The sequence below is a fragment of the Actinocorallia longicatena genome (assembly GCF_039534125.1).
Classification (GTDB): Bacteria; Actinomycetota; Actinomycetes; order Streptosporangiales; family Streptosporangiaceae; genus Actinocorallia; species Actinocorallia longicatena.
The window spans coordinates 105,320-122,404 of sequence record NZ_BAAAUV010000017.1; the positions used below are offsets into that span (position 1 = coordinate 105,320).

The following is a 17,085-nucleotide window of genomic DNA, read 5'->3' on the forward strand; positions in this document are numbered from 1 at the left end:
ACGGGGTGTGGGTTACTCGATGCGCCGCCGCTCGGTCCTGGTCTCTGTTCTCCTGGGGGCCGCCCTGGCCGCCTCCTCCGGCGCGCCCGCCGCGGCGAACGACCGGCCAGGGGTGGGACGCCTGAAACGAGCGGGCGCCGTCCTCCCCGGTCCCGTGGCGGAGGCCCGCGCGGACGTCCCCGAGGCCCCCGAGGTCCCCGCAGTCCCCGAGGTCCCCGAGGCTCCCGTGGTCTCCCGGGCGGAGGTCCCCCGGGCCGCCGTCCGCAGGGGCGTGCTGAACGTGGGGCTCGGTGTCGAGCCCGGCGGGAAGGTGCGGCAGGGGACCGTGCTGAGCTACGTGGCACGGGTGCGGAACGCGGGAACGGCGGCCGCGTCCGGGGTCCGGGTGTCGGTGGTGCTGCCCGCCGGGGTCGGGCTGCTCGGCGTCGGCGGGGACGGCTGCGTCGAGCAGGGCAACGGCGCCCTCTGCCGGGTCGGGAGCCTCGAGGTCGGTGGCAGCGCGGCCGTGACCGTGTCCGCCGTGGTCAAGGCGCGGGCCGGAGGGGAGCAGATCGCCCGGGCGGTCGTGTCGGGCGGGAACGCGCTGGAGGGTTCCGGGACGGCCTCGGTCTTCGTGCGCCCGGGCACCGATCTGGCCGTGCGGCTGGCCGCGCCGCGCAGGGCCGTGGCGGGCCGGGCGTTCACGATGGTGGCGCGGGTCGTCAACCGGGGGAGCGTCGCCGCCGGCCGGGTCAGGGTCGCGCTGGGGACCGAGCGGGCCCGGATCGTGGGCCTCGCCGAGAACTGCCGCGCCAGGGGCGACGAGGGCCGCTGCGACCTGGGACGGCTGGCTCCCGGCGAATCCGCGACCGTGCGGGTGAGGATCGTCGTCGACCCGGACGCCCACGGCGTGATCGGGAACTTCGCGGCCACCGCGTCGGCCGACGTCGGGGACGTCGATCCGGAGAACAACACGGCCGTCGCCCTGGTCGAGGTCGTGGCCCCCGTGGTGCCCCAGGGGCGGATGCTCCCGGAGACCGGGACCGACCCCGTGCCCCTGGCGGCGCTCGGCCTGATGCTGGTGGTGACGGGCTGCCTGCTGCTCCGGTTCGAGCGTTAAGCCCGGATTCCTCATGATCTTGGGCTAGAGTTTGGGCGCTCTTGCACCGATCTATGGGGGTTCGTATGCGGGTCGCGGCTGGCCTGATCTCGGTCGGGCTCGTCCTCGGCACTGCCGTGGGCGCCCAGGCGAAGGCACCCGTCCCCCCGGTGGCACCGCCCGGCAGCATCCCGGGCCCGGACATCAGCTACTGGCAGGGCCCGAACGTCAACTGGCCGGACATCGCCGCCAAGGGCGCGAAGTTCACGATCATCCGGGCGACCCGCGGCACCAGCGGCAAGGTCAACGACGCGGGCCTGTACACCGACCCGTACTTCGCGCAGAACGTCCAGGGCGCCCGCAACGCCGGGCTGATCCAGGGCTCGTACCACTTCGCGACGCCCAACCGCACGACCGGCGCCGTGCAGGCCGACTTCTTCATGAACAACGGCGGCGGCTGGATCCCCGACGGCCGCACCCTCCCGGGCGCCGTCGACCTGGAGAACGACCCGGCGAACAAGTCGCTTCCGGCCGTCGCGGGCGTCCGCAAGGACTGCTACAACATGAAGCCGGAAGCCATGATCACCTGGATCAGGTCGTTCAGCTCCCGCTACTTCCAGCGCACCGGACGCTATCCGCTGATCTACACCAACGCCTCGTGGTGGAAGAACTGCACCGGAACGGCCGCCGAGCCGAACGGCACAAGCGCGTTCAACCTGACCAACCCCCTGTGGGCGGCCAACTGGCAGCGCAAGCCCACCCAGCCGATCATGCCGTCGGGCTTCACGAAGTACACGATCTGGCAGTTCTGGAACGGCAACGACAAGCCGCTGTTCCCCGGCGACCAGAACATGTTCCCCGGCTCGCTCAAGGACCTCCAGGCCTTCGCGGGGCGCCGCGACAAGCCCGTCGCTGACGTCGTGGTCCGGGCCAAGATCGGCAAGCTGAAGGCGAACAAGAAGGCCACCCTGACGGTCGTCACCGGCAACCGCGGCCCGGACGGCACCGGCCCGGTGAAGCTCACGATCAAGCTGCCCAAGGGCCTCACCCTCAGCAAGATCGGCAACCGGAAGTCGTGCAAGCGCGCGACCGGAGGCGCCGTCTGCGCCTTCCCCTGGGTGAAGGCGAACCAGAAGGGCACCTTCAGGTTCACGCTCAAGGTCGCCAAGCGCGCCAAGGGCACCCTGATCACGAAGTTCTCGGTCAAGGCCACCGGCTCCCTCGACCCGGTCTCCCGCTACAACGCCCCGTGGCTGCGCGCCAAGGTCGGCGGCAAGGCCGCGATCACGCAGGACAAGCGTTACGGAAGCTGCAAGTCGGTCACCAAGGCCAAGCTCGGCCCTTACCGCAAGGGCTGGGACCCCGAGTACTACTGGTACAAGGACGGCGACAAGAACGGCGTGGTCTGCCCCCGCTGACGCCCGGCCGGCTCCGGCCGGCCCGTCAGCGGCCTCCCATCAGCGGGAAGGGCCGCACCGGGCGCCACACCTCGTCCGCACCGTGCTCATAGAGCCAGAACGCCTCGACGTCGAAGACCGCGTGGAACCCGGCCAGCTCCTTGAAGGCCCGGTCCAGCACGTGCTCCTCGACGTTGTGCGCCACCGTCACGTGCGGGTGGTAGGGGAAGAGCAGTTCCCGCTCCAGCGGCGGCCTGCGCAGCTTCTCCTGGAGCAGTTCACTCGGGCTGATGCCTTCGACCACCGACACGAACACGACCGGAGAGATCGGCCGGAACGTTCCGGTTCCGCGCAGGCGGAGCCTGAACGGCTCGGTGATCGCCGCGACGCTCGTGAGATGGGCGAGGACGGCCTCCATGTCGCCGCCGGCCACGGGGGTCGGCGGCACCAGCGTCACATGGGCGGGCACCTTGCTGGCGAGAGGGTCGCCGAAGGCCTCCCGCTGCCGTTGAAGGTCCGCCCCGTAGGGATCGGGGACGGCGAGTGAGACCCCGATGGTCTGGTCAGATACCACGCCTCAAGTAGCCCACTCGTTCGCGCACGGTGTCCATTGTCCCGGCGGCGACTTCACTGGCCCGTTCCGCGCCCTTGGCCAGCATGCGGTCGAGCTCAGCCGGATCCGCCAGCAGTTCCAGGGTGCGTTCCCGGATCGGACCGAAGGTCTCCAGCGCCAGCTCGGCGAGTTCCTTCTTGAGCTGGCCGTATCCGGCCCCGGCGAAGTGCCCCTCGAGGCCCTCGATCGGCTCGCCGCCCAGCGCCGACATGATCGTCAGCAGGTTGGAGACGCCCGGCTTGGTCTCCGGGTCGTACCTGATCTCCGTCTCGGCGTCCGTGACGGCCCGCATGATCTTCTTCTTGAGCGGGCCGGGCTCGTCGAGGATGTCGATGATGCCCTGCGGGGAGGAGGAGGACTTCGACATCTTCCGCTCCGGCTCCTGCAGGTCCTGGATCTTCGCCGTGGACTTGAGGATGTGGGCGTCCGGCTCGACGAAGGTCGGCCCGAACCGGTGGTTGAACCGCCCGGCCAGGGTGCGGGTGAGCTCCAGGTGCTGCCGCTGGTCCTCGCCGACGGGCACCTGGAAGTCCTTGCCGCCGAGCGGCGGGGTGTACAGCAGGATGTCGGCGGCCTGGAGGATCGGGTAGGTGAACAGCCCGACCGAGGCCGCCTGGGTGCCGTGCTTGGCGGACTTGTCCTTGAACTGGGTCATCCGCGACGCCTCGCCGAACCCGGTCAGGGCGCCGAGGATCCACGCGAGCTCGGCGTGCTCGTGGACCTGGCTCTGCACGAACACCGTGCTCCGCGACGGTTCGAGCCCCACCGCGAACAGCTGGGCGGCCGACCGGCGGATCCTCTGGCGCAGCACCTCGGGGTCGTAGTCGACGGTGATCGCGTGCATGTCCACGACCATGTAGAACGCCTCATGGGAGTCCTGGAGGCCGACCCAGTTCCGGACGGCGCCCAGGTAGTTGCCCAGATGGAAGGAGTCGGCGGTCGGCTGGATCCCCGAGAGGACCCGCGGGCGGCCGGGGGCCGTCCCGGTGGTCGTCCCGGTGGTCACGGCCTCGGGTGCAGTTGGTTCAGACACGGTCACGTTCCGATTCTCCCAGAAACCTCGTCCTCTGGTACGACGCCCGCGACCCGCTCCCGGGTTGGCACCGAACCGTTGATCGTCGCTCCCTCGTCCGCCTCCTCCGGTCCGGGGTCCGGTCCGGCGAGGGGCGTGACGCGCACCCGGGCCACGCGCCGGCGGTCCATCTCGGTGATCTCCAGCCGGTGCCGCTCGAACACGGTCGACTCCCCGGCCCCGGGGACATGCCCCAGTACGGCCATCAGATACCCGCCGACGGTCTCGTAGGGTCCCCCGGGGAGGGTGATCCCCGTCTCGTCGGCGAAGTCGGCGGTGTTGGTGAGGCCGTCGACCTCCACGACGCCGTTCTGGAACCGCCGCGCCTGGGTGTCGCCGACGTCGTACTCGTCGCGGATGTCGCCGATCAGCTCCTCGACCAGGTCCTCCAGCGTGACGATCCCGGCGGTGCCGCCGTACTCGTCGATGACGATCGCCAGATGCCGGCCGTCCCTGCGCATCTCCGACATCACGGGCAGGACCTTCCGCCCGGCCGGGAGGTACAGCACCGGCCGGACGGCCTCGGACAGGGGCCGGTCCGACTCCATCGCGGACGGGTTGAGCAGGTCGCGGACGTGGACGAAGCCGATCACGTCGTCGTGGTTGCCCGTGTAGACGGGGAAGCGGGAGTGGGGGCTGCTCGCGACCTGGCGGGCGGCCTTGGACAGGGGCAGGGAGCCGTCCAGGAACTCGACCTCGGTCCTGGGCACGAGCACCTCGCGGAGCTGGCGTTCCCCGGCGGCGAAGACGTCCTCGATGAGCTCCCGCTCGTCGGCGGTGATCTCGTCGTGCCCGGCGACGAGATCCCTGACCTCCTGGGCGCTGAAGGCGTCCGCGCGGCCGCTGCCGCGTCCCCACAACCAGCCCGCGAGGATCCCCGCGGGCACCGTGACGATCAGGAGGAGGGCGGTCACGAGGCGCTCGCCCGGAGGAGGGCCGATCTATGGTTAGGCTTCATGTCCAGGTGAAGTCGGGGACGGTCGAAGGTCAATCTACTGGTTCCCCAACACGGGAGGCTTGGAACGTGAAGCTGCTGGTCACAGGTGGCGCCGGGTACATCGGCAGTGTGGTGGGGGCCCAGCTCGTCGAGGCCGGTCACGAGGTCGTCGTCCTCGACGACCTCTCCACCGGGCATGCGGACGCGGTTCCCGAGGGCGCGCGGTTCGTCCAGGGGAGCCTGCGCGAGGCCGCCTACGGGGTGCTGGCCGAGGGCGGCTTCGACGGTGTGGTCCACTTCGCGGCCAAGAGCCTGGTGGGCGAGTCGGTGGAGCAGCCCGCGCTGTACTGGGACAAGAACCTCGGGGAGTCGCTGGCGCTGTTCGACGCGATGCGCAGGACGGGCGTCGCGAAGATCGTCTTCTCGTCGACCGCGGCGACCTATGGCGAGCCCGAGTCGACGCCGATCCTGGAGACCGACCCGACCCGGCCGACCAACCCCTACGGGGCCACCAAGCTGGCGATCGACGGGGTGCTGACCGAGTACGCGCGGCTGCACGGCTTCGGCGCCGTCTCGCTGCGCTACTTCAACGTCGCGGGCGCGCTCGGCCCCTACGGCGAGCGGCACACGGTCGAGACGCACCTGATCCCGAACGTGCTGGCCGTCGCGACCGGGGCGCGCGAGCACGTGAAGCTGTTCGGCGACGACTACCCGACCGAGGACGGCACCTGCATCCGCGACTACGTGCACGTCGTGGACCTCGGGAACGCCCATCTGCTCGCCCTGGACTGCTGCACCGAGCACGAGCACAGGATCTACAACCTCGGTTCGGGCAGCGGCTACTCCGTCCAGCAGGTCGTCGACGTGTGCCGCCAGGTCACCGGCCACCCGATCCCGGCCGAGATCGCGCCGCGCCGCGCCGGGGACCCGGCCGTGCTGATCGCCTCCTCCGAGAAGATCCAGGCCGAGCTGGGCTGGCGGGTCGAGCGCGACCTCGCCACGATGGTCGCGGACGCGTGGAAGTTCTGCCAGTGACCGCCGGCGTGTGGCACGCTCCCGGCCGGGTCAACCTGATCGGCGAGCACACCGACTACAACGACGGCCTCGTGCTGCCGTTCGCGCTGCCCCAGGGCGTCACGGTCGAGGCCGAACGGCGCGACGACGGCCTGCTGGAGCTGCACTCGGGCCACCAGACGGAGACCGTCCCGCTGGAGGGGCTCGCCCCCGGCGCCGTGAAGGGCTGGGCGGCCTATGTCGCCGGAGTCGCGGGCTGCCTGCGGGACGCGGGCCACGAGGTCGGCGGCGCGACCCTGCGGATCTCCTCCGACCTGCCGCAGGGGGCGGGACTGTCGTCGTCGGCGGCGCTGGAGTGCGCCACGGCCGTCGCGCTGAGCGATCTGTACGGCGGGCCGGTCGCCGACCTGGACACCGCCGGGCGCATGGAGCTGGCGAAGGTCGCCCAGCGGGCCGAGAACGACTACGCGGGGGTGCCGTGCGGCATCCTCGACCAGTCCGCCTCGATGCTCGGCCGGGCGGGACACGCGCTGCTGCTCGACTGCCGCAGCGGGCTGTCCTCGCAGATCCCGCTGGCCCTCGGCGACCACCGGATCCTGATCATCAACACGCTGGCCTCCCACTCCCTGGGCGACGGCGAGTACGCGAACCGCAGGGCCGCCTGCGAGAAGGCCGCCGGGATCCTGGGCGTCCCGGGCCTGCGCGACGTCAAGGACCTGGCCGGAGCCCTGATGAAGCTCCGCGACCCCGAACTCCGCCGCCGCGTCCAGCACGTCGTGACCGAGAACCACCGGGTCGAGGCCACCGTGGGCCTCCTCAAGGCCGGAGCGATCCCCGAGGTCGGCGCCCTCCTCACCGCCTCGCACCTGTCGCTCCGCGACCAGTACGAGGTCTCCTGGCCCGAGGCCGACACCGCCGTCGACACCGCCGTCCGCGCCGGCGCCCGGGGCGCCCGCATGGTCGGCGGCGGCTTCGGCGGCTCCGTCATCGCCCTCGTCCACCGCGACCGCATCGAGACCGTCCAGCAGGCTGTCACCGCGGCCTACACGGCCAAGGGCTGGCGCACCCCGCTCTATCTTGAGGCCGTGGCCGCCGAGGGCGCCCGCCGCATCGCCTGATCCGTCCCCGGGGTTGACTTCAAGGAAGGTTGAAGTCGCAGGGTGGGGTCATGACGATCTCTCTTGCGGTGGTGCTGGGGCCGGGCGGACCGGTCGGGACGGCGTGGATGGCGGGGCTGGCGCGGGGTCTGCGGGATCGCGGACACGATCTGGGGGCCGCGGATCTGCTGGTCGGGACGTCGGCGGGGGCCATCGTGGCGGCGGCCCTGACGACCGGGCGTGACCTGGCCGACCTGGAGGAGCTTCCTGAGTCGAAGGTTCCCTCGGCGGGGCCTGAGCGGCTCGGCGAGGTGTTCGCGCTGCTCGGGAAGGAGGGGCTCGCGCCGGACGCCGCCCTGCGCGAGGTCGGGCTCCTGGCGGCGGCCGCCGCCCCCTACCCCGAGGAACTCCACCTGGCGCAGATGGGCTGGACGATCGGCGGCGACCCCGCCTGGCCGTCGACCCCGCTGCTGATCCCCACGGTCAACGCGGCGACCGGGCGTCCCGTGGTGTGGTCGCGCGAGGACGGGGTGCCGCTGCGGGCCGCCGTGGCGGCGAGCACCGCGATGCCGACCCTCTCCCCGCCCGTGACCCTGCGGGGCGAGCCCCACCTCGACGGCGCCCTGCGCGCGGGCGCCAACGCCGACCTCGCCGCGCACGCCGGATTCGTCGTCGTCCTCGAACCGATGGGCCACGCCTTTCCCACACCGCCGCTTCCCGAAGGCGCCGGTCTGAAGATCGTGCCCGATGACGCGTCGGTCGGGGCGATAGGCCCGGACGTCGGGAGGCGGGCGGCGTGGACGCCCTCCTACCGGGCGGGACGGGCCCAGGCGGAGGCCGTCGCCCCGCTGCTGAGCCGCTGAGGGACGTCCTCAGGGTCCCGGGTCCGGCCGGATCTCGAACCAGACGCCCGTCTTGCCCGCGACGTACTCGACGTCCCAGCTGCTGGACAGGGCGTCGACGATCGTCATGCCCCGCCCGGACTCGCCGTCGCCTTCGACCAGCCGGGGCGTCGAGTCGCCGCCGCCGTCGTCGACGACCTTGATCCGGACGCACTCCTTGCCGAACTCGACCTCGACCCGGACCCGGCCGCCGTCGACCCCGCTGGAGGTGTGCCGCAACGCGTTCGCGATCAGCTCCGACATGCAGACCTCGGCGTCCGCCAGCCCCGGATGCCCGTCCACCAGCAGATCGCGCAGCACCTGCCGCGCCGCCGTGGCCGCCCTGGGCACCCCGGGCAGCACCATGACCTCGAACCGCCGCCGCTCCGCAGTCTCCACCCGGCCGCTCCTTCCGTTCCACTCGCTACAGCTACCGACAGCAAGCATCAACGGCGAACCCGCCCATCACCCCCCACACCCGCCCTCTGTCCCCACCTGCCCCGGTGCGCCCCCGCACTCAGTCAATTCCGGACCGAACCCGCAACTTCCAGAATTCCGGTAGCGACTCGGCCACCATGTGTGCATGGCCGACGCGCTCGCAGTCCCCGGCAGCGACCCCCCGACCTGGCGCCAGCGACGCCTGGCGCTGGAGCTGAAACGCATCCGCGAGTCCCGCGGCCTCGGCCTCCACGCCGCCGCGCATCTCCTCGGCCGCACCGAGTCCTCCCTCAGCAAGCTGGAGAACGCCCAACGCGGCATCCGCCGCCCCGCCCTGGAACAGATCCTCGACAAGTACGCGGTGACGGACCTGCTGCTGCGCGAGTCTCTGTTCGCGCTCGCCCGCAACGCCAAGTCACAGGGCTGGTGGCAGACGTACGAGGGCATGTCCTCGGCGATGTTCGACTACATCTCGATAGAGGCCGCATCGGCGTCGATCCGTACCTGGCAGCTTCATTTGATTCCCGGCTTGCTCCAAACCGACGACTACGCGCGGGCTGTCATCGCGTCCGGGATCTCTATGGGAAAGCCGCCCGATATCGAAGGATTGGCGGCCATAAGATCGCGCCGCCAGCAACTACTGACATCTGACGATCCCCCGCACTTGCGGGTCGTCATGAGCGAAGCGTGCCTGATGCAGGAGTTCGGCGGCCCGCAGGTTCGCCGAGAGCAACTACGGCACCTTCTTGCGCAGGCCCAGCTGGCCAACGTGACGATCCAGGTCTTGCCCTACTCGGCGCAGGGGCACGCTGGCTTGAACGGCTCGTTCAGCATCTTCACCGCGCACAACCTCGACATCGTTCTGGTCGAGAACCTCACCCAAGGCTGGTACCTGGAGCAAGTGGAAGAGACCAAGCGCTATAGCCTCGTCTTCGACCATCTACGCGCGGTATCGCTGTCCGAATCAAACACTCTGGATCTGATCGAACGGCTAGTGTCAGAAGCATGAGCGGTCTGAGGTTCTCTGGACTTCCTTGGCGCAAGAGCACCTACAGCAGCGGCGCGGAAGGGCAGTGCGTCGAGGTTGTGGCTTGGCGGAAGAGCAGCCACAGCGGCAGCGAGGGCCAAGAGTGCGTCGAAATCGCAGCCTGGCACAAGAGCAGCCACAGCGGCAGCGGCGGAGCTGAGTGCGTCGAGGTGGCCGGGGGTGCTCGGCGGGTGCTCGTGCGGGATTCCAAGCATCCCGGGGGCGGGGTGCTGGTGTTCGGGGCGGGGGCTTGGGAGGCGTTCCGGGCGGGGGTCAGGCCCTAGGCCGGGACGGTCAGGCGGCGTCCGGGTCGGCGTGGGTGGGGGTGTCGGCGGTCATGACCTTGGAGCGGGTGGCGGTCCAGGCGGCGGCGTAGAAGGTGAGCCGGGAGACCAGGTTCATCCAGATGAGGACGCCGATGAGGACGGCGAACGAGGCGTAGACCGGGTTGTTGGCCGTCCGGCTGAGGAGGAGGGCGGCGAAGGTCTTCAGGACCTCGAAGCCGACGGCGGCGAGCATCGCGCCCTTGAAGACGTGGCGCCAGTGCGCGTTGGTCCCCGACAGCCGGGTGTAGAGCACCAGAAAGATGATCGTGTTGAAGACCAGCGCGACCATCGGCGCCGCCAGCACGACCAGGACGGCGCCGCCCGAGCTGCCCGACATCCCGATGAGGTCGAGGAACTGGTTGGTGAGGCTCGTCGTCACCGTGGTCGCGGCGACCGAGCAGATCAGCATGAGGCCAAGGAACAGCAGGATGAGCAGGTCGCGGCCTTTGACCAGGAAGTAGTTGCCCGCCCCGTTCGGATCCTGGTCCCACAGGTCGCGGATCGAGGCGCGGAGGCTGGCGACCCAGCCGAGCCCGGCCAGGGCCAGGCCGATGAGGCCGATGACGCCCGCGCCCTGGCGGGCCTGGGCGATCTGCTGGACGTCCAGCTTGTCGGCGAGGCCCGGCAGGTAGTCCTCCATCGCCTTGATCAGGTACTCCTGCGTGGTCTCGCTGATGTTCACCACGTAGCCGAGCAGGGCGTAGGCCAGGGCGAGCAGCGGGAAGAAGGAAAGGAAAGCGTAGAAGGTCAGCGCGGCGGCGAGCTGGCTGCCACGCTTGTCCTCGAAGCGGACCCACGCCCGCGCGAGATGGTCGAACCACGGCCAGCCCGCGCGCCGGGTCCGGAGCAAGGCGACCAGACCGCGGCGCGCTGCCTCGTAGCGCGCCATCATGCTGTCGATCACCTTCGCCACGGCGCAGACCCTACCCCGAGCGGCGCCGTTTCACTTCCAGGTCGCTTTCCGGCAACCTTTTGGCCTTCCGGCGTGTCTCTATTAGAGGACCCCCGCCACCCTCCGAATCGAGGAACCACCGTGCCCGAACGACCCCTCGTCGTCGTGCCGGCGTGGAACGAAGAGGATTCGATAGCCGGGGTCCTGTCCGAACTTCATGCCGTCTGCCCAGCTCTGGACGTTCTCGTCGTCGATGACGGCTCCCATGACGGCACCGCGGGGGTGGCCTCCCTGCACGGCGCCTCCGTGGTGCGGTTGCCCTTCAACCTCGGCGTCGGCGGCGCCATGCGGGCCGGTTTCCGGTACGCCCGGCGCGAGGGTTATGACGCCGTCGTCCAGGTCGACGCCGACGGCCAGCACGACTGCGCCTACGTCAAGGTCCTGCTCGACGCCCTCGGCGAGGCCGACGTCGTGATCGGCGCCCGCTTCGCCGGGGCCGGCCGCTACGACGCGGGCCGCGGGCCGCGCCGCTGGGCCATGAGCCTGCTCGCCGGGACGCTCTCCCGGCTCGCCGGCACCCGGCTGACCGACACCACCAGCGGCTTCCGTGCCGCCGGGGCCAGGGCGCTGCCGATCTTCGCCGACCACTATCCGGCGGAGTACCTCGGCGACACCGTCGAGTCCCTGGTGATCGCGATCAGGGCGGGCTGCACCGTCCAGCAGGTGCCGGTGGTCATGCGCCCGAGGTACGCGGGCCGGGCCAGCCAGTCCCCGCTCCGGGCCGCCGCCTACCTGGTGCGCGCCGTCACCGCGCTCGGGCTGGCCCTGGTCCGGCGCAGGGCGTTCGTGTGACGGTCTACACCCTCGGCCTCGTGGGTGCCGTCGTGACGCTCGGCGTCATCTTCGAGATGCTGCGGCGCCGCAAGCTGCGGGAGAAGTACGCCGTGTTCTGGGTGCTGCTCTCGGTGCTGATCGCGGCGGTCGCGGTCTATCCGCCGCTGCTGGAGCGGGCCGCCCGGATGGCCGGTGTGGAGGTCCCGGCGAACCTGCTGTTCTTCGTCGCGAGCCTGGTGCTGCTGGCGGTGAACGTCCAGCTCAGCTCGGAGGTCGGACGGCTGGAGGAACGCGTCCGCACCCTCGCGGAGGAGCTCGGCCTCCAGCGGCTGACCCTCGAACGCCAGGTCCGCACCGGCCGGAGGGCCCACGACGAGAGCTCCGGCGACAAGAGTCCCGACGACCGGTACACCGCCGGGATGGAGGATCCGGACGCCTGGGAGACCGAGGAGCTCGACCGTCCCGGCATCGACCGGCCGCTGGAGGGCTACGGGCCCGGCACCTGGGACGAGGCCGGATGAGCGCGGTCCGGACCGCCCCGACGATCAGGACCGGCGCCCTGACCATGGGCGGCGGGCTGGTGCTGCTCGGGCTGTCGGCCAGCGTCTATCTGGTGGTGTCGGCCCGCGCGGTCGGGCCCGATGCCTTCTCCTCGCTGTCGACCCTGTGGACCCTGATCTACACGTTCGGGATCGGCGCGTTCCTGCCGTTCGAGCAGGAGCTGGGCCGGGCCCACGCGCACCGGACCGCCCTCGGCACCGGGACGCGTCCGCTGGTCGTCCGGGTGGCCGCGGCCGCCGGGGCCGTGCTGGCGGCGCTGCTCACGGCCGGGGCGCTGCTGGCGCCCGCGCTGGTGCCGCGGCTGTTCGACGGCGCCTGGACCGCGGCGGGCGCGCTCGCCCTGGCGCTCGGGGTGATGGCCGCCCAGTACGTCACCAGGGGGGTCTTCGCGGGATCGTCCCGGTTCGGCTGGTACTCCGCGCAGCTCGGCGTGGAGGGCGTCGTCCGGATGGCGGCCTGTGCGGCCCTGCTGGCCTGGGGCGTCCACAGCGCGGCGCCCTATTTCTGGCTGCTGGCCCTCGCCCCGCTCCTCGCCCTGCTGCTGACCCTGCCCGGCCTGCGCGGGGCCGTGCCGGCGGGGCCGCCCGCGCCCTGGTCGGAGCTGTCGGAGAACCTCGGCTGGCTGCTGCTGGGCTGCCTGTGCGCGCAGGGCGTCGCGAACGCCGCGATGGTCGCGCTGAAGCTGCTGTCGCCGCACGACGACACCGCCGGGCAGTTCCTGGCCGCGTTCGTCATCGCCCGGGTGCCGCTCTTCCTGTTCCAGGGGGTGCAGGCCGTCCTGCTGCCGGGCCTGTCGGCGGCGCTGGCCACGGGCGACCGGACGGCGTTCCGCGCCAAGCTGCGCGGGGTCCTCGCCGCGACGGCCGCCGTCGGCGGGGCGGGCGTGCTCGGCGCCGCCCTGCTCGGGCCGTGGCTGCTGCGGCTGCTGTTCGGCCCGGAGTTCACCCTCGGCCGCGTGCACCTGGTGGTCCTGGCCGCCGCGACCGCCCTCTACATGGTCGCCCAGGTCTTCCAGTCGGCCCTGGTCTCGCTCGGCCGCCACCGCGACAACGCGCTGTCCTGGCTGGCCGCCCTGGGCGTCTTCGTCCTGGCCTGCGCGCTTCCCCTCCCGCCCCTAGCCCGTGTGGAACTCGCCCTGATGCTCTCCTGCGCCACCGCCGCCGCCCGTACCGCCCTGCGGCTCAGATCCGCCCGGCCGGGCGGGGTCACGGCGAGCGGGGCCGTGCGGTGAGGTTCGCGAGCTGGCCGCGGCGCGTCGTCGACGGGGCACTGGACCTGGTCGTGGTCTCGTTCGCGGTCTGGACGGTCTGTTTCCACGTCGGCCTGGTGTTCAAGCCCGAGGTGCTGGTGCTCCTCACCCTCTGGCTGATCGTCACCGGGATGGCGTTCGTGCTGTACGGGTTCTTCCAGTGGCGGCGGCTCGGCGGCTGGCCCGAGGGGCAGGAGGGCCCGGACCGGGGCGTCCTGTGGACCGCGGGGGTGATCGCCGCCCTCGCTGCGGGGTGGCTGGCGGGCCTGCACCGCGACTTCGGCTACTCCTGGGTCCTGGCCTGCGTCGTGGCCGGGATCGCGGCCCTGCTCTCGCTGGCCGGGATCGCCGCACGGGCGCTCGGTCCCGAGGGACCCAGGGCCCCGGCCTGGGGGACCGTTCCGGTGCTCGCCGCGGCGGCCGCGGCCGCGGTCCTCTCGCTCTCCACGGTCAACACCGACGGCGACGACGTCTTCTACGTCTCCCGTTCGATCAGGACCGCCGAGACCGGGTTCATCCCCGTCAAGGACGCGATCTTCACCCAGGGCGCGGTCGGCCAGATCTCCGGAGAGCCGCCGGTTCCGTCCTTCGAGGTGCTGGTCGGCGGGCTGGCGCGGGCGTTCGGGGTGTCGGCCCAGGAGTTCCTGTGGTTCAGGGTCCTGCCGTTCGTGGTGTTCTGCTCGGTCTGGGCGCTGTGGCGGCTGGTCCGCGAGTGGGCGCCGCGCCGCGCGTTCCTCTGCTTCGCCGTCGCGGCGGTCTACCTGCTGTGGACCGGCGCCCACGGCGCCGCGTTCGGCCCCTTCCACCTGCTGCGGATGTGGCAGGGCAAGGCGATCTTCCTGTCGCTGCTGGTCCCGCTGATCTACACCTACCTGACGCGCTGGGCCTCGGCCCGCTCCAAGTTCGACCTCGGGATGGCGGGCGTCGCGGGCGTCGCCGCGACGGGCCTGACCACCACCTCGACCTTCATCGTGCCGCTGATCGTCGGGGGAGCGGTGCTGGCCCTGGTTCTGGCCCGCAAGTTCTTCGAGGCCGCCTGGGCCTGCCTCGCCGCGGTCTACCCGGTCGGCGCGGGGCTGGCCGTCGCGCTGATCCCGACCAGCAACCACGAGGTCACCGGCGCCTTCTACGACGCCCCGCACACCTACGCCAGGGTCCTGCTCACCGGCACGATGGGGGTGATCGCGGGCGTGGCGCTCTGGGGCGGGCCCTGGCTGGCCAGGCGCGGCGGGCCCGCGCTGATGGCGGCGGGAGCCTCGGCCGTCCTCACCGTCATGCTGATCCCCGGGGTGCTGGAGTTCCTCGGCGACACCACCGGCGCCGCCCAGATCATGTGGCGGATGCCGTGGGTGGCCCCGATCCCGGCGCTGGTCGGGCTGATCGCGGCCGTCCCGCTGCCGTCCAGGTGGCTGGCCCCGCTCCCGGCCGCCGCGCTCATCGCGACGATCATCCCGACCGGGCTGCCGATCTGGTCGCTCCAGACCGGCACCGAGGTCGCCGGCACCCCCGCCTGGAAGGTCAAGCGGTGGGACATGCTGACCGTCCAGCAGATCGCCAGGACCCTCCCCGACAGGGCCGTCGTCCTCGCTCCGCAGAAGTACATGCGGTGGTTCCCGCTGCTCACGACCCGGCTCAACGCCGTCAATCCGCAGTCCCGGCACCTGATCCTGCTGCCGGTGGACCAGCGGTTCCGTGACGACCGGGAGCTGCTGACCGCCCTGACCCGCTACGGCACCGCGACCATGCCGGCCGCCGACGTCCAGGCCGCCCTCGGCCGGGTCGGCGTCACCTACGCCTGCGTCGACCAGCGGAACTCGCGTGGCCAGAAGCTGCTCCAGCAGTCGGGGTACACCCGGTCCGCCCGCGTCTACGAGCTGGTCTGCTTCACGCCGGGGACTCCCACGGGCTGAGCCCGTGCCGCGCCCAGATCCGCCCGTCGGCGCCGAGCCCGAAGACCCAGAACGAGCTCCCGTCCCGGACGGCCGAAGGCGAGTCGACGATCGTCCCGCCGAGAGAGGTCCAGCCCTCCTCGCCGTGGACCGAGACCCCGCCCGAGGCGTCCCGCTCGAACAGCAGCGCGCCCGCGGCGGCCGCCTGGCCGGAACCGCCGCCGCCGAGGTCGCCCGTCAGCGACGACAGCCCGCCCCGCCCCCGGAACACCACCCGTCCCCCGGACGCCACCGTCGGCGGGCCCGACGGCGAGGCGGCCAGCGCGACGACCCGGCCGCCCGCGTAGCGCAGCAGCCGGGCGGGCGGTCCGTTCCGCGTCGCCCTGGTCGAGGCGTAGACCGCGGAACCGTCGGTGGCCAGGCCGTCCTGCACGAACCGCCCGCCCAGCCGCCGCCACCGCGTCTCACCACCGCGCAGGACGCTCACCCCGCCGTCGCCGTCGCGCACGTAGACGTCGGGCCCGGCCGCCAGCGGGGTGCCGGTCAGCTCGGGACGCCGCCCGCCGGGGCACCCGAGGTCGTGCCAGGACGCCCCGTCCCACCGCACCACGTGATGATCGTCCAGCCGGACGCCCAGCACCCCCTGCTCATCCGCCGTGACGCCCGGAGCCAGGGCCCCGCCCCCCGGGGGGAGGTCCAGCGACGCCCAGCCCTCCCCGATCCGCCGGACGACCCGCACGGAGCCGCCGACGACCCGGTAGAGCGTGATCATGCCGTCCTGGCGGGCCGCCCAGCCGGTGCCGAGCGGACTGCGCGGGTACATGCGGCGCGTGTACTTCTCGAGCTGGTTGGAGAAGGCGTGGTAGCGGAACGAGCCGTCCGGCTCCCGGTGGCGGTACTCGTCGAAGACCGCCAGCTTCCTCGCCGCCTCGGCCTCCGACAGGTTGGGCGGCGCCAGCCTGATGTTGTAGGCCCGGTAGCCCAGCACGACCGGGACGATCCCGGCCGCCGCCTCGGTGGCCAGCCGGGCCGTCGTGACATGGTCGGCGTGGTCGCGCCCCTCGGGCCGGACGTCCTGGACGCGCAGCACGGTCGGCCGGTACCGGAGCATCAGCGTCCGCAGCAGCCCCACGGCGTCGGCACGGAGGTAGCGGGTGGCGGTGACCGGCCGCCCGGCCGGGATGACCGAGAGAAGGTCGGCCCCCTGGACGAGCCCGTGCATCCCGCCGTCGGGGAGCCCGGCGAAGACCACCTGGATCTCCGGCCGCGCCCTCAGCCGGTAGCGCTCGACCTGGTGGACGCCGAGGGTCAGGAGCTCATAGGCCCACTCCCGCTGGCTGTCGCGGTCCCCGTCGGCGGCGTCCGCCATGGCCGCGTAGGCGTTGAGGATGCCGCGCTGGCGGTTGCGGGCGCGCTCCGCCCCGGTGGTCCCGGCGCCGGTCTTCTGCCCGGCGGTCGTGAAGACCGTCACGGCGGGGTCGCCCGAGGCGAGGACCCGGCTCAGGTCGGGGTTCATGAACAGCAGGTCGTCGTCGGGGTGGGCGACGACCTGCATGTACCGGACGGCGTGCGCGGGCCGGGGCCGTTCGGCCCGGGGCCGCGCCGTGGCGTGGATGGCGTCGAGCCGGGTCACGCTGAGCACGCTGGACAGGGTCAGGGACAGCGCGAAAGCGGTCCTGCGGCGGAGACGGTGCAAGGGGGGAACCTCCGGGACGGGGGCCCGGATCGTCAGGGCGCCGAGCGGATCCTACCGAACACGTGACGTTCCCGTAGCCGTCGC

Annotated in this window: 17 protein-coding genes; 11 read left to right on the forward strand and 6 right to left on the reverse strand. The window is 72.1% G+C overall.

The features are described from left to right. Positions 1 to 7: 7 nt before the first annotated feature. Both ABD785_RS28245 and ABD785_RS28250 read left to right on the forward strand, forming a co-directional pair. Positions 8 to 1,099, forward strand: a complete 1,092-nt coding sequence (locus ABD785_RS28245; RefSeq protein ID WP_344834228.1) for a COG1361 family protein — start codon at positions 8 to 10, stop codon at positions 1,097 to 1,099. A gap of 65 nt (positions 1,100 to 1,164) precedes the next feature. Continuing rightward, positions 1,165 to 2,496: a GH25 family lysozyme gene (locus ABD785_RS28250; RefSeq protein WP_344834230.1), complete on the forward strand. Its 1,332-nt coding sequence runs from the start codon at positions 1,165 to 1,167 to the stop codon at positions 2,494 to 2,496. 25 nt (positions 2,497 to 2,521) lie between these two features. Here the strand turns inward: ABD785_RS28250 and ABD785_RS28255 are convergent, their stop codons facing one another. Genes ABD785_RS28255 through ABD785_RS28265 form a run of 3 tightly spaced genes read right to left on the reverse strand, consistent with a single transcriptional unit; the run spans position 2,522 to position 5,074 of the window. Continuing rightward, positions 2,522 to 3,049, reverse strand: coding sequence for a 2'-5' RNA ligase family protein (locus tag ABD785_RS28255; protein ID WP_344834232.1), 528 nt, complete (start codon positions 3,047 to 3,049; stop codon positions 2,522 to 2,524). Continuing rightward, positions 3,039 to 4,121: a tryptophan--tRNA ligase gene (gene trpS, locus ABD785_RS28260; RefSeq protein ID WP_425547827.1), complete on the reverse strand. Its 1,083-nt coding sequence runs from the start codon at positions 4,119 to 4,121 to the stop codon at positions 3,039 to 3,041. The genes ABD785_RS28255 and trpS overlap by 11 nt, the downstream gene beginning before the upstream one ends. A 2-nt stretch (positions 4,122 to 4,123) precedes the next feature. After that, positions 4,124 to 5,074: a hemolysin family protein gene (locus tag ABD785_RS28265; protein ID WP_344834235.1), complete on the reverse strand. Its 951-nt coding sequence runs from the start codon at positions 5,072 to 5,074 to the stop codon at positions 4,124 to 4,126. A 110-nt stretch (positions 5,075 to 5,184) separates the two neighbouring features. On the opposite strand from ABD785_RS28265, the gene galE reads away from it, so the two are divergent. The 3 genes from galE to ABD785_RS28280 are packed head-to-tail and all read left to right on the forward strand — an operon-like array spanning position 5,185 to position 8,071. Then, positions 5,185 to 6,132: a UDP-glucose 4-epimerase GalE gene (gene galE / locus ABD785_RS28270; protein ID WP_344834238.1), complete on the forward strand. Its 948-nt coding sequence runs from the start codon at positions 5,185 to 5,187 to the stop codon at positions 6,130 to 6,132. After that, positions 6,129 to 7,229, forward strand: coding sequence for a galactokinase (gene galK / locus ABD785_RS28275; RefSeq protein ID WP_344834241.1), 1,101 nt, complete (start codon positions 6,129 to 6,131; stop codon positions 7,227 to 7,229). The genes galE and galK overlap by 4 nt, the downstream gene beginning before the upstream one ends. 50 nt (positions 7,230 to 7,279) lie before the next feature. Next, complete coding sequence (locus ABD785_RS28280) at positions 7,280 to 8,071, forward strand: patatin-like phospholipase family protein (protein WP_344834244.1); 792 nt, start codon at positions 7,280 to 7,282, stop codon at positions 8,069 to 8,071. Between the two features lie 9 nt (positions 8,072 to 8,080). Here the strand turns inward: ABD785_RS28280 and ABD785_RS28285 are convergent, their stop codons facing one another. Beyond that, positions 8,081 to 8,488, reverse strand: a complete 408-nt coding sequence (locus ABD785_RS28285) for an ATP-binding protein (RefSeq protein WP_344834247.1) — start codon at positions 8,486 to 8,488, stop codon at positions 8,081 to 8,083. Positions 8,489 to 8,672: 184 nt separating this feature from the next. Here ABD785_RS28285 and ABD785_RS28290 point away from each other — a divergent pair, with 184 nt between their 5' ends. Continuing rightward, positions 8,673 to 9,536 (forward strand): helix-turn-helix domain-containing protein, encoded by an 864-nt coding sequence (locus ABD785_RS28290; protein ID WP_344834249.1) that lies wholly within the window; start codon positions 8,673 to 8,675, stop codon positions 9,534 to 9,536. Further along, positions 9,533 to 9,838 (forward strand): DUF397 domain-containing protein, encoded by a 306-nt coding sequence (locus ABD785_RS28295; RefSeq protein ID WP_344834252.1) that lies wholly within the window; start codon positions 9,533 to 9,535, stop codon positions 9,836 to 9,838. The genes ABD785_RS28290 and ABD785_RS28295 overlap by 4 nt, the downstream gene beginning before the upstream one ends. 10 nt (positions 9,839 to 9,848) lie before the next feature. Here the strand turns inward: ABD785_RS28295 and ABD785_RS28300 are convergent, their stop codons facing one another. After that, the gene (locus ABD785_RS28300; protein ID WP_344834254.1) at positions 9,849 to 10,793 is read right to left on the reverse strand and encodes a YihY/virulence factor BrkB family protein; all 945 of its coding nucleotides are present in this window, start codon (positions 10,791 to 10,793) and stop codon (positions 9,849 to 9,851) included. A 120-nt stretch (positions 10,794 to 10,913) separates the two neighbouring features. On the opposite strand from ABD785_RS28300, the gene ABD785_RS28305 reads away from it, so the two are divergent. From ABD785_RS28305 to ABD785_RS28320, 4 genes are read left to right on the forward strand one after another with little or no spacing between them, the layout of a single operon-like run. Further along, positions 10,914 to 11,624, forward strand: coding sequence for a glycosyltransferase family 2 protein (locus tag ABD785_RS28305; protein WP_344834256.1), 711 nt, complete (start codon positions 10,914 to 10,916; stop codon positions 11,622 to 11,624). Next, entirely contained in the window at positions 11,621 to 12,127 is a 507-nt protein-coding gene (locus ABD785_RS28310) for a DUF2304 domain-containing protein (protein WP_344834258.1), read from the forward strand. The genes ABD785_RS28305 and ABD785_RS28310 overlap by 4 nt, the downstream gene beginning before the upstream one ends. Next, positions 12,124 to 13,398 (forward strand): lipopolysaccharide biosynthesis protein, encoded by a 1,275-nt coding sequence (locus ABD785_RS28315; RefSeq protein ID WP_344834260.1) that lies wholly within the window; start codon positions 12,124 to 12,126, stop codon positions 13,396 to 13,398. Before ABD785_RS28310 ends, ABD785_RS28315 begins: the two co-directional genes overlap by 4 nt. Continuing rightward, a complete protein-coding gene (locus ABD785_RS28320) occupies positions 13,395 to 15,326 on the forward strand; it encodes a DUF6077 domain-containing protein (RefSeq protein WP_344834263.1) in 1,932 nt (643 codons plus the stop codon). The genes ABD785_RS28315 and ABD785_RS28320 overlap by 4 nt, the downstream gene beginning before the upstream one ends. Here ABD785_RS28320 and ABD785_RS28325 read toward each other — a convergent pair. After that, a complete protein-coding gene (locus ABD785_RS28325) occupies positions 15,301 to 17,001 on the reverse strand; it encodes a PIG-L family deacetylase (protein WP_344834266.1) in 1,701 nt (566 codons plus the stop codon). The genes ABD785_RS28320 and ABD785_RS28325 overlap by 26 nt on opposite strands. Between the last annotated feature and the right edge of the window lie 84 nt (positions 17,002 to 17,085).

Coding starts and splice junctions, on each gene's coding strand:
- ABD785_RS28250 (WP_344834230.1), top strand. CDS start 1,165: ATGCGGGTCGCGGCTGGCCTGATCTCGGTCGGGCTCGTCCTCGGCACT.
- ABD785_RS28280 (WP_344834244.1), top strand. CDS start 7,280: ATGACGATCTCTCTTGCGGTGGTGCTGGGGCCGGGCGGACCGGTCGGG.
- ABD785_RS28290 (WP_344834249.1), top strand. CDS start 8,673: ATGGCCGACGCGCTCGCAGTCCCCGGCAGCGACCCCCCGACCTGGCGC.
- ABD785_RS28295 (WP_344834252.1), top strand. CDS start 9,533: ATGAGCGGTCTGAGGTTCTCTGGACTTCCTTGGCGCAAGAGCACCTAC.
- ABD785_RS28315 (WP_344834260.1), top strand. CDS start 12,124: ATGAGCGCGGTCCGGACCGCCCCGACGATCAGGACCGGCGCCCTGACC.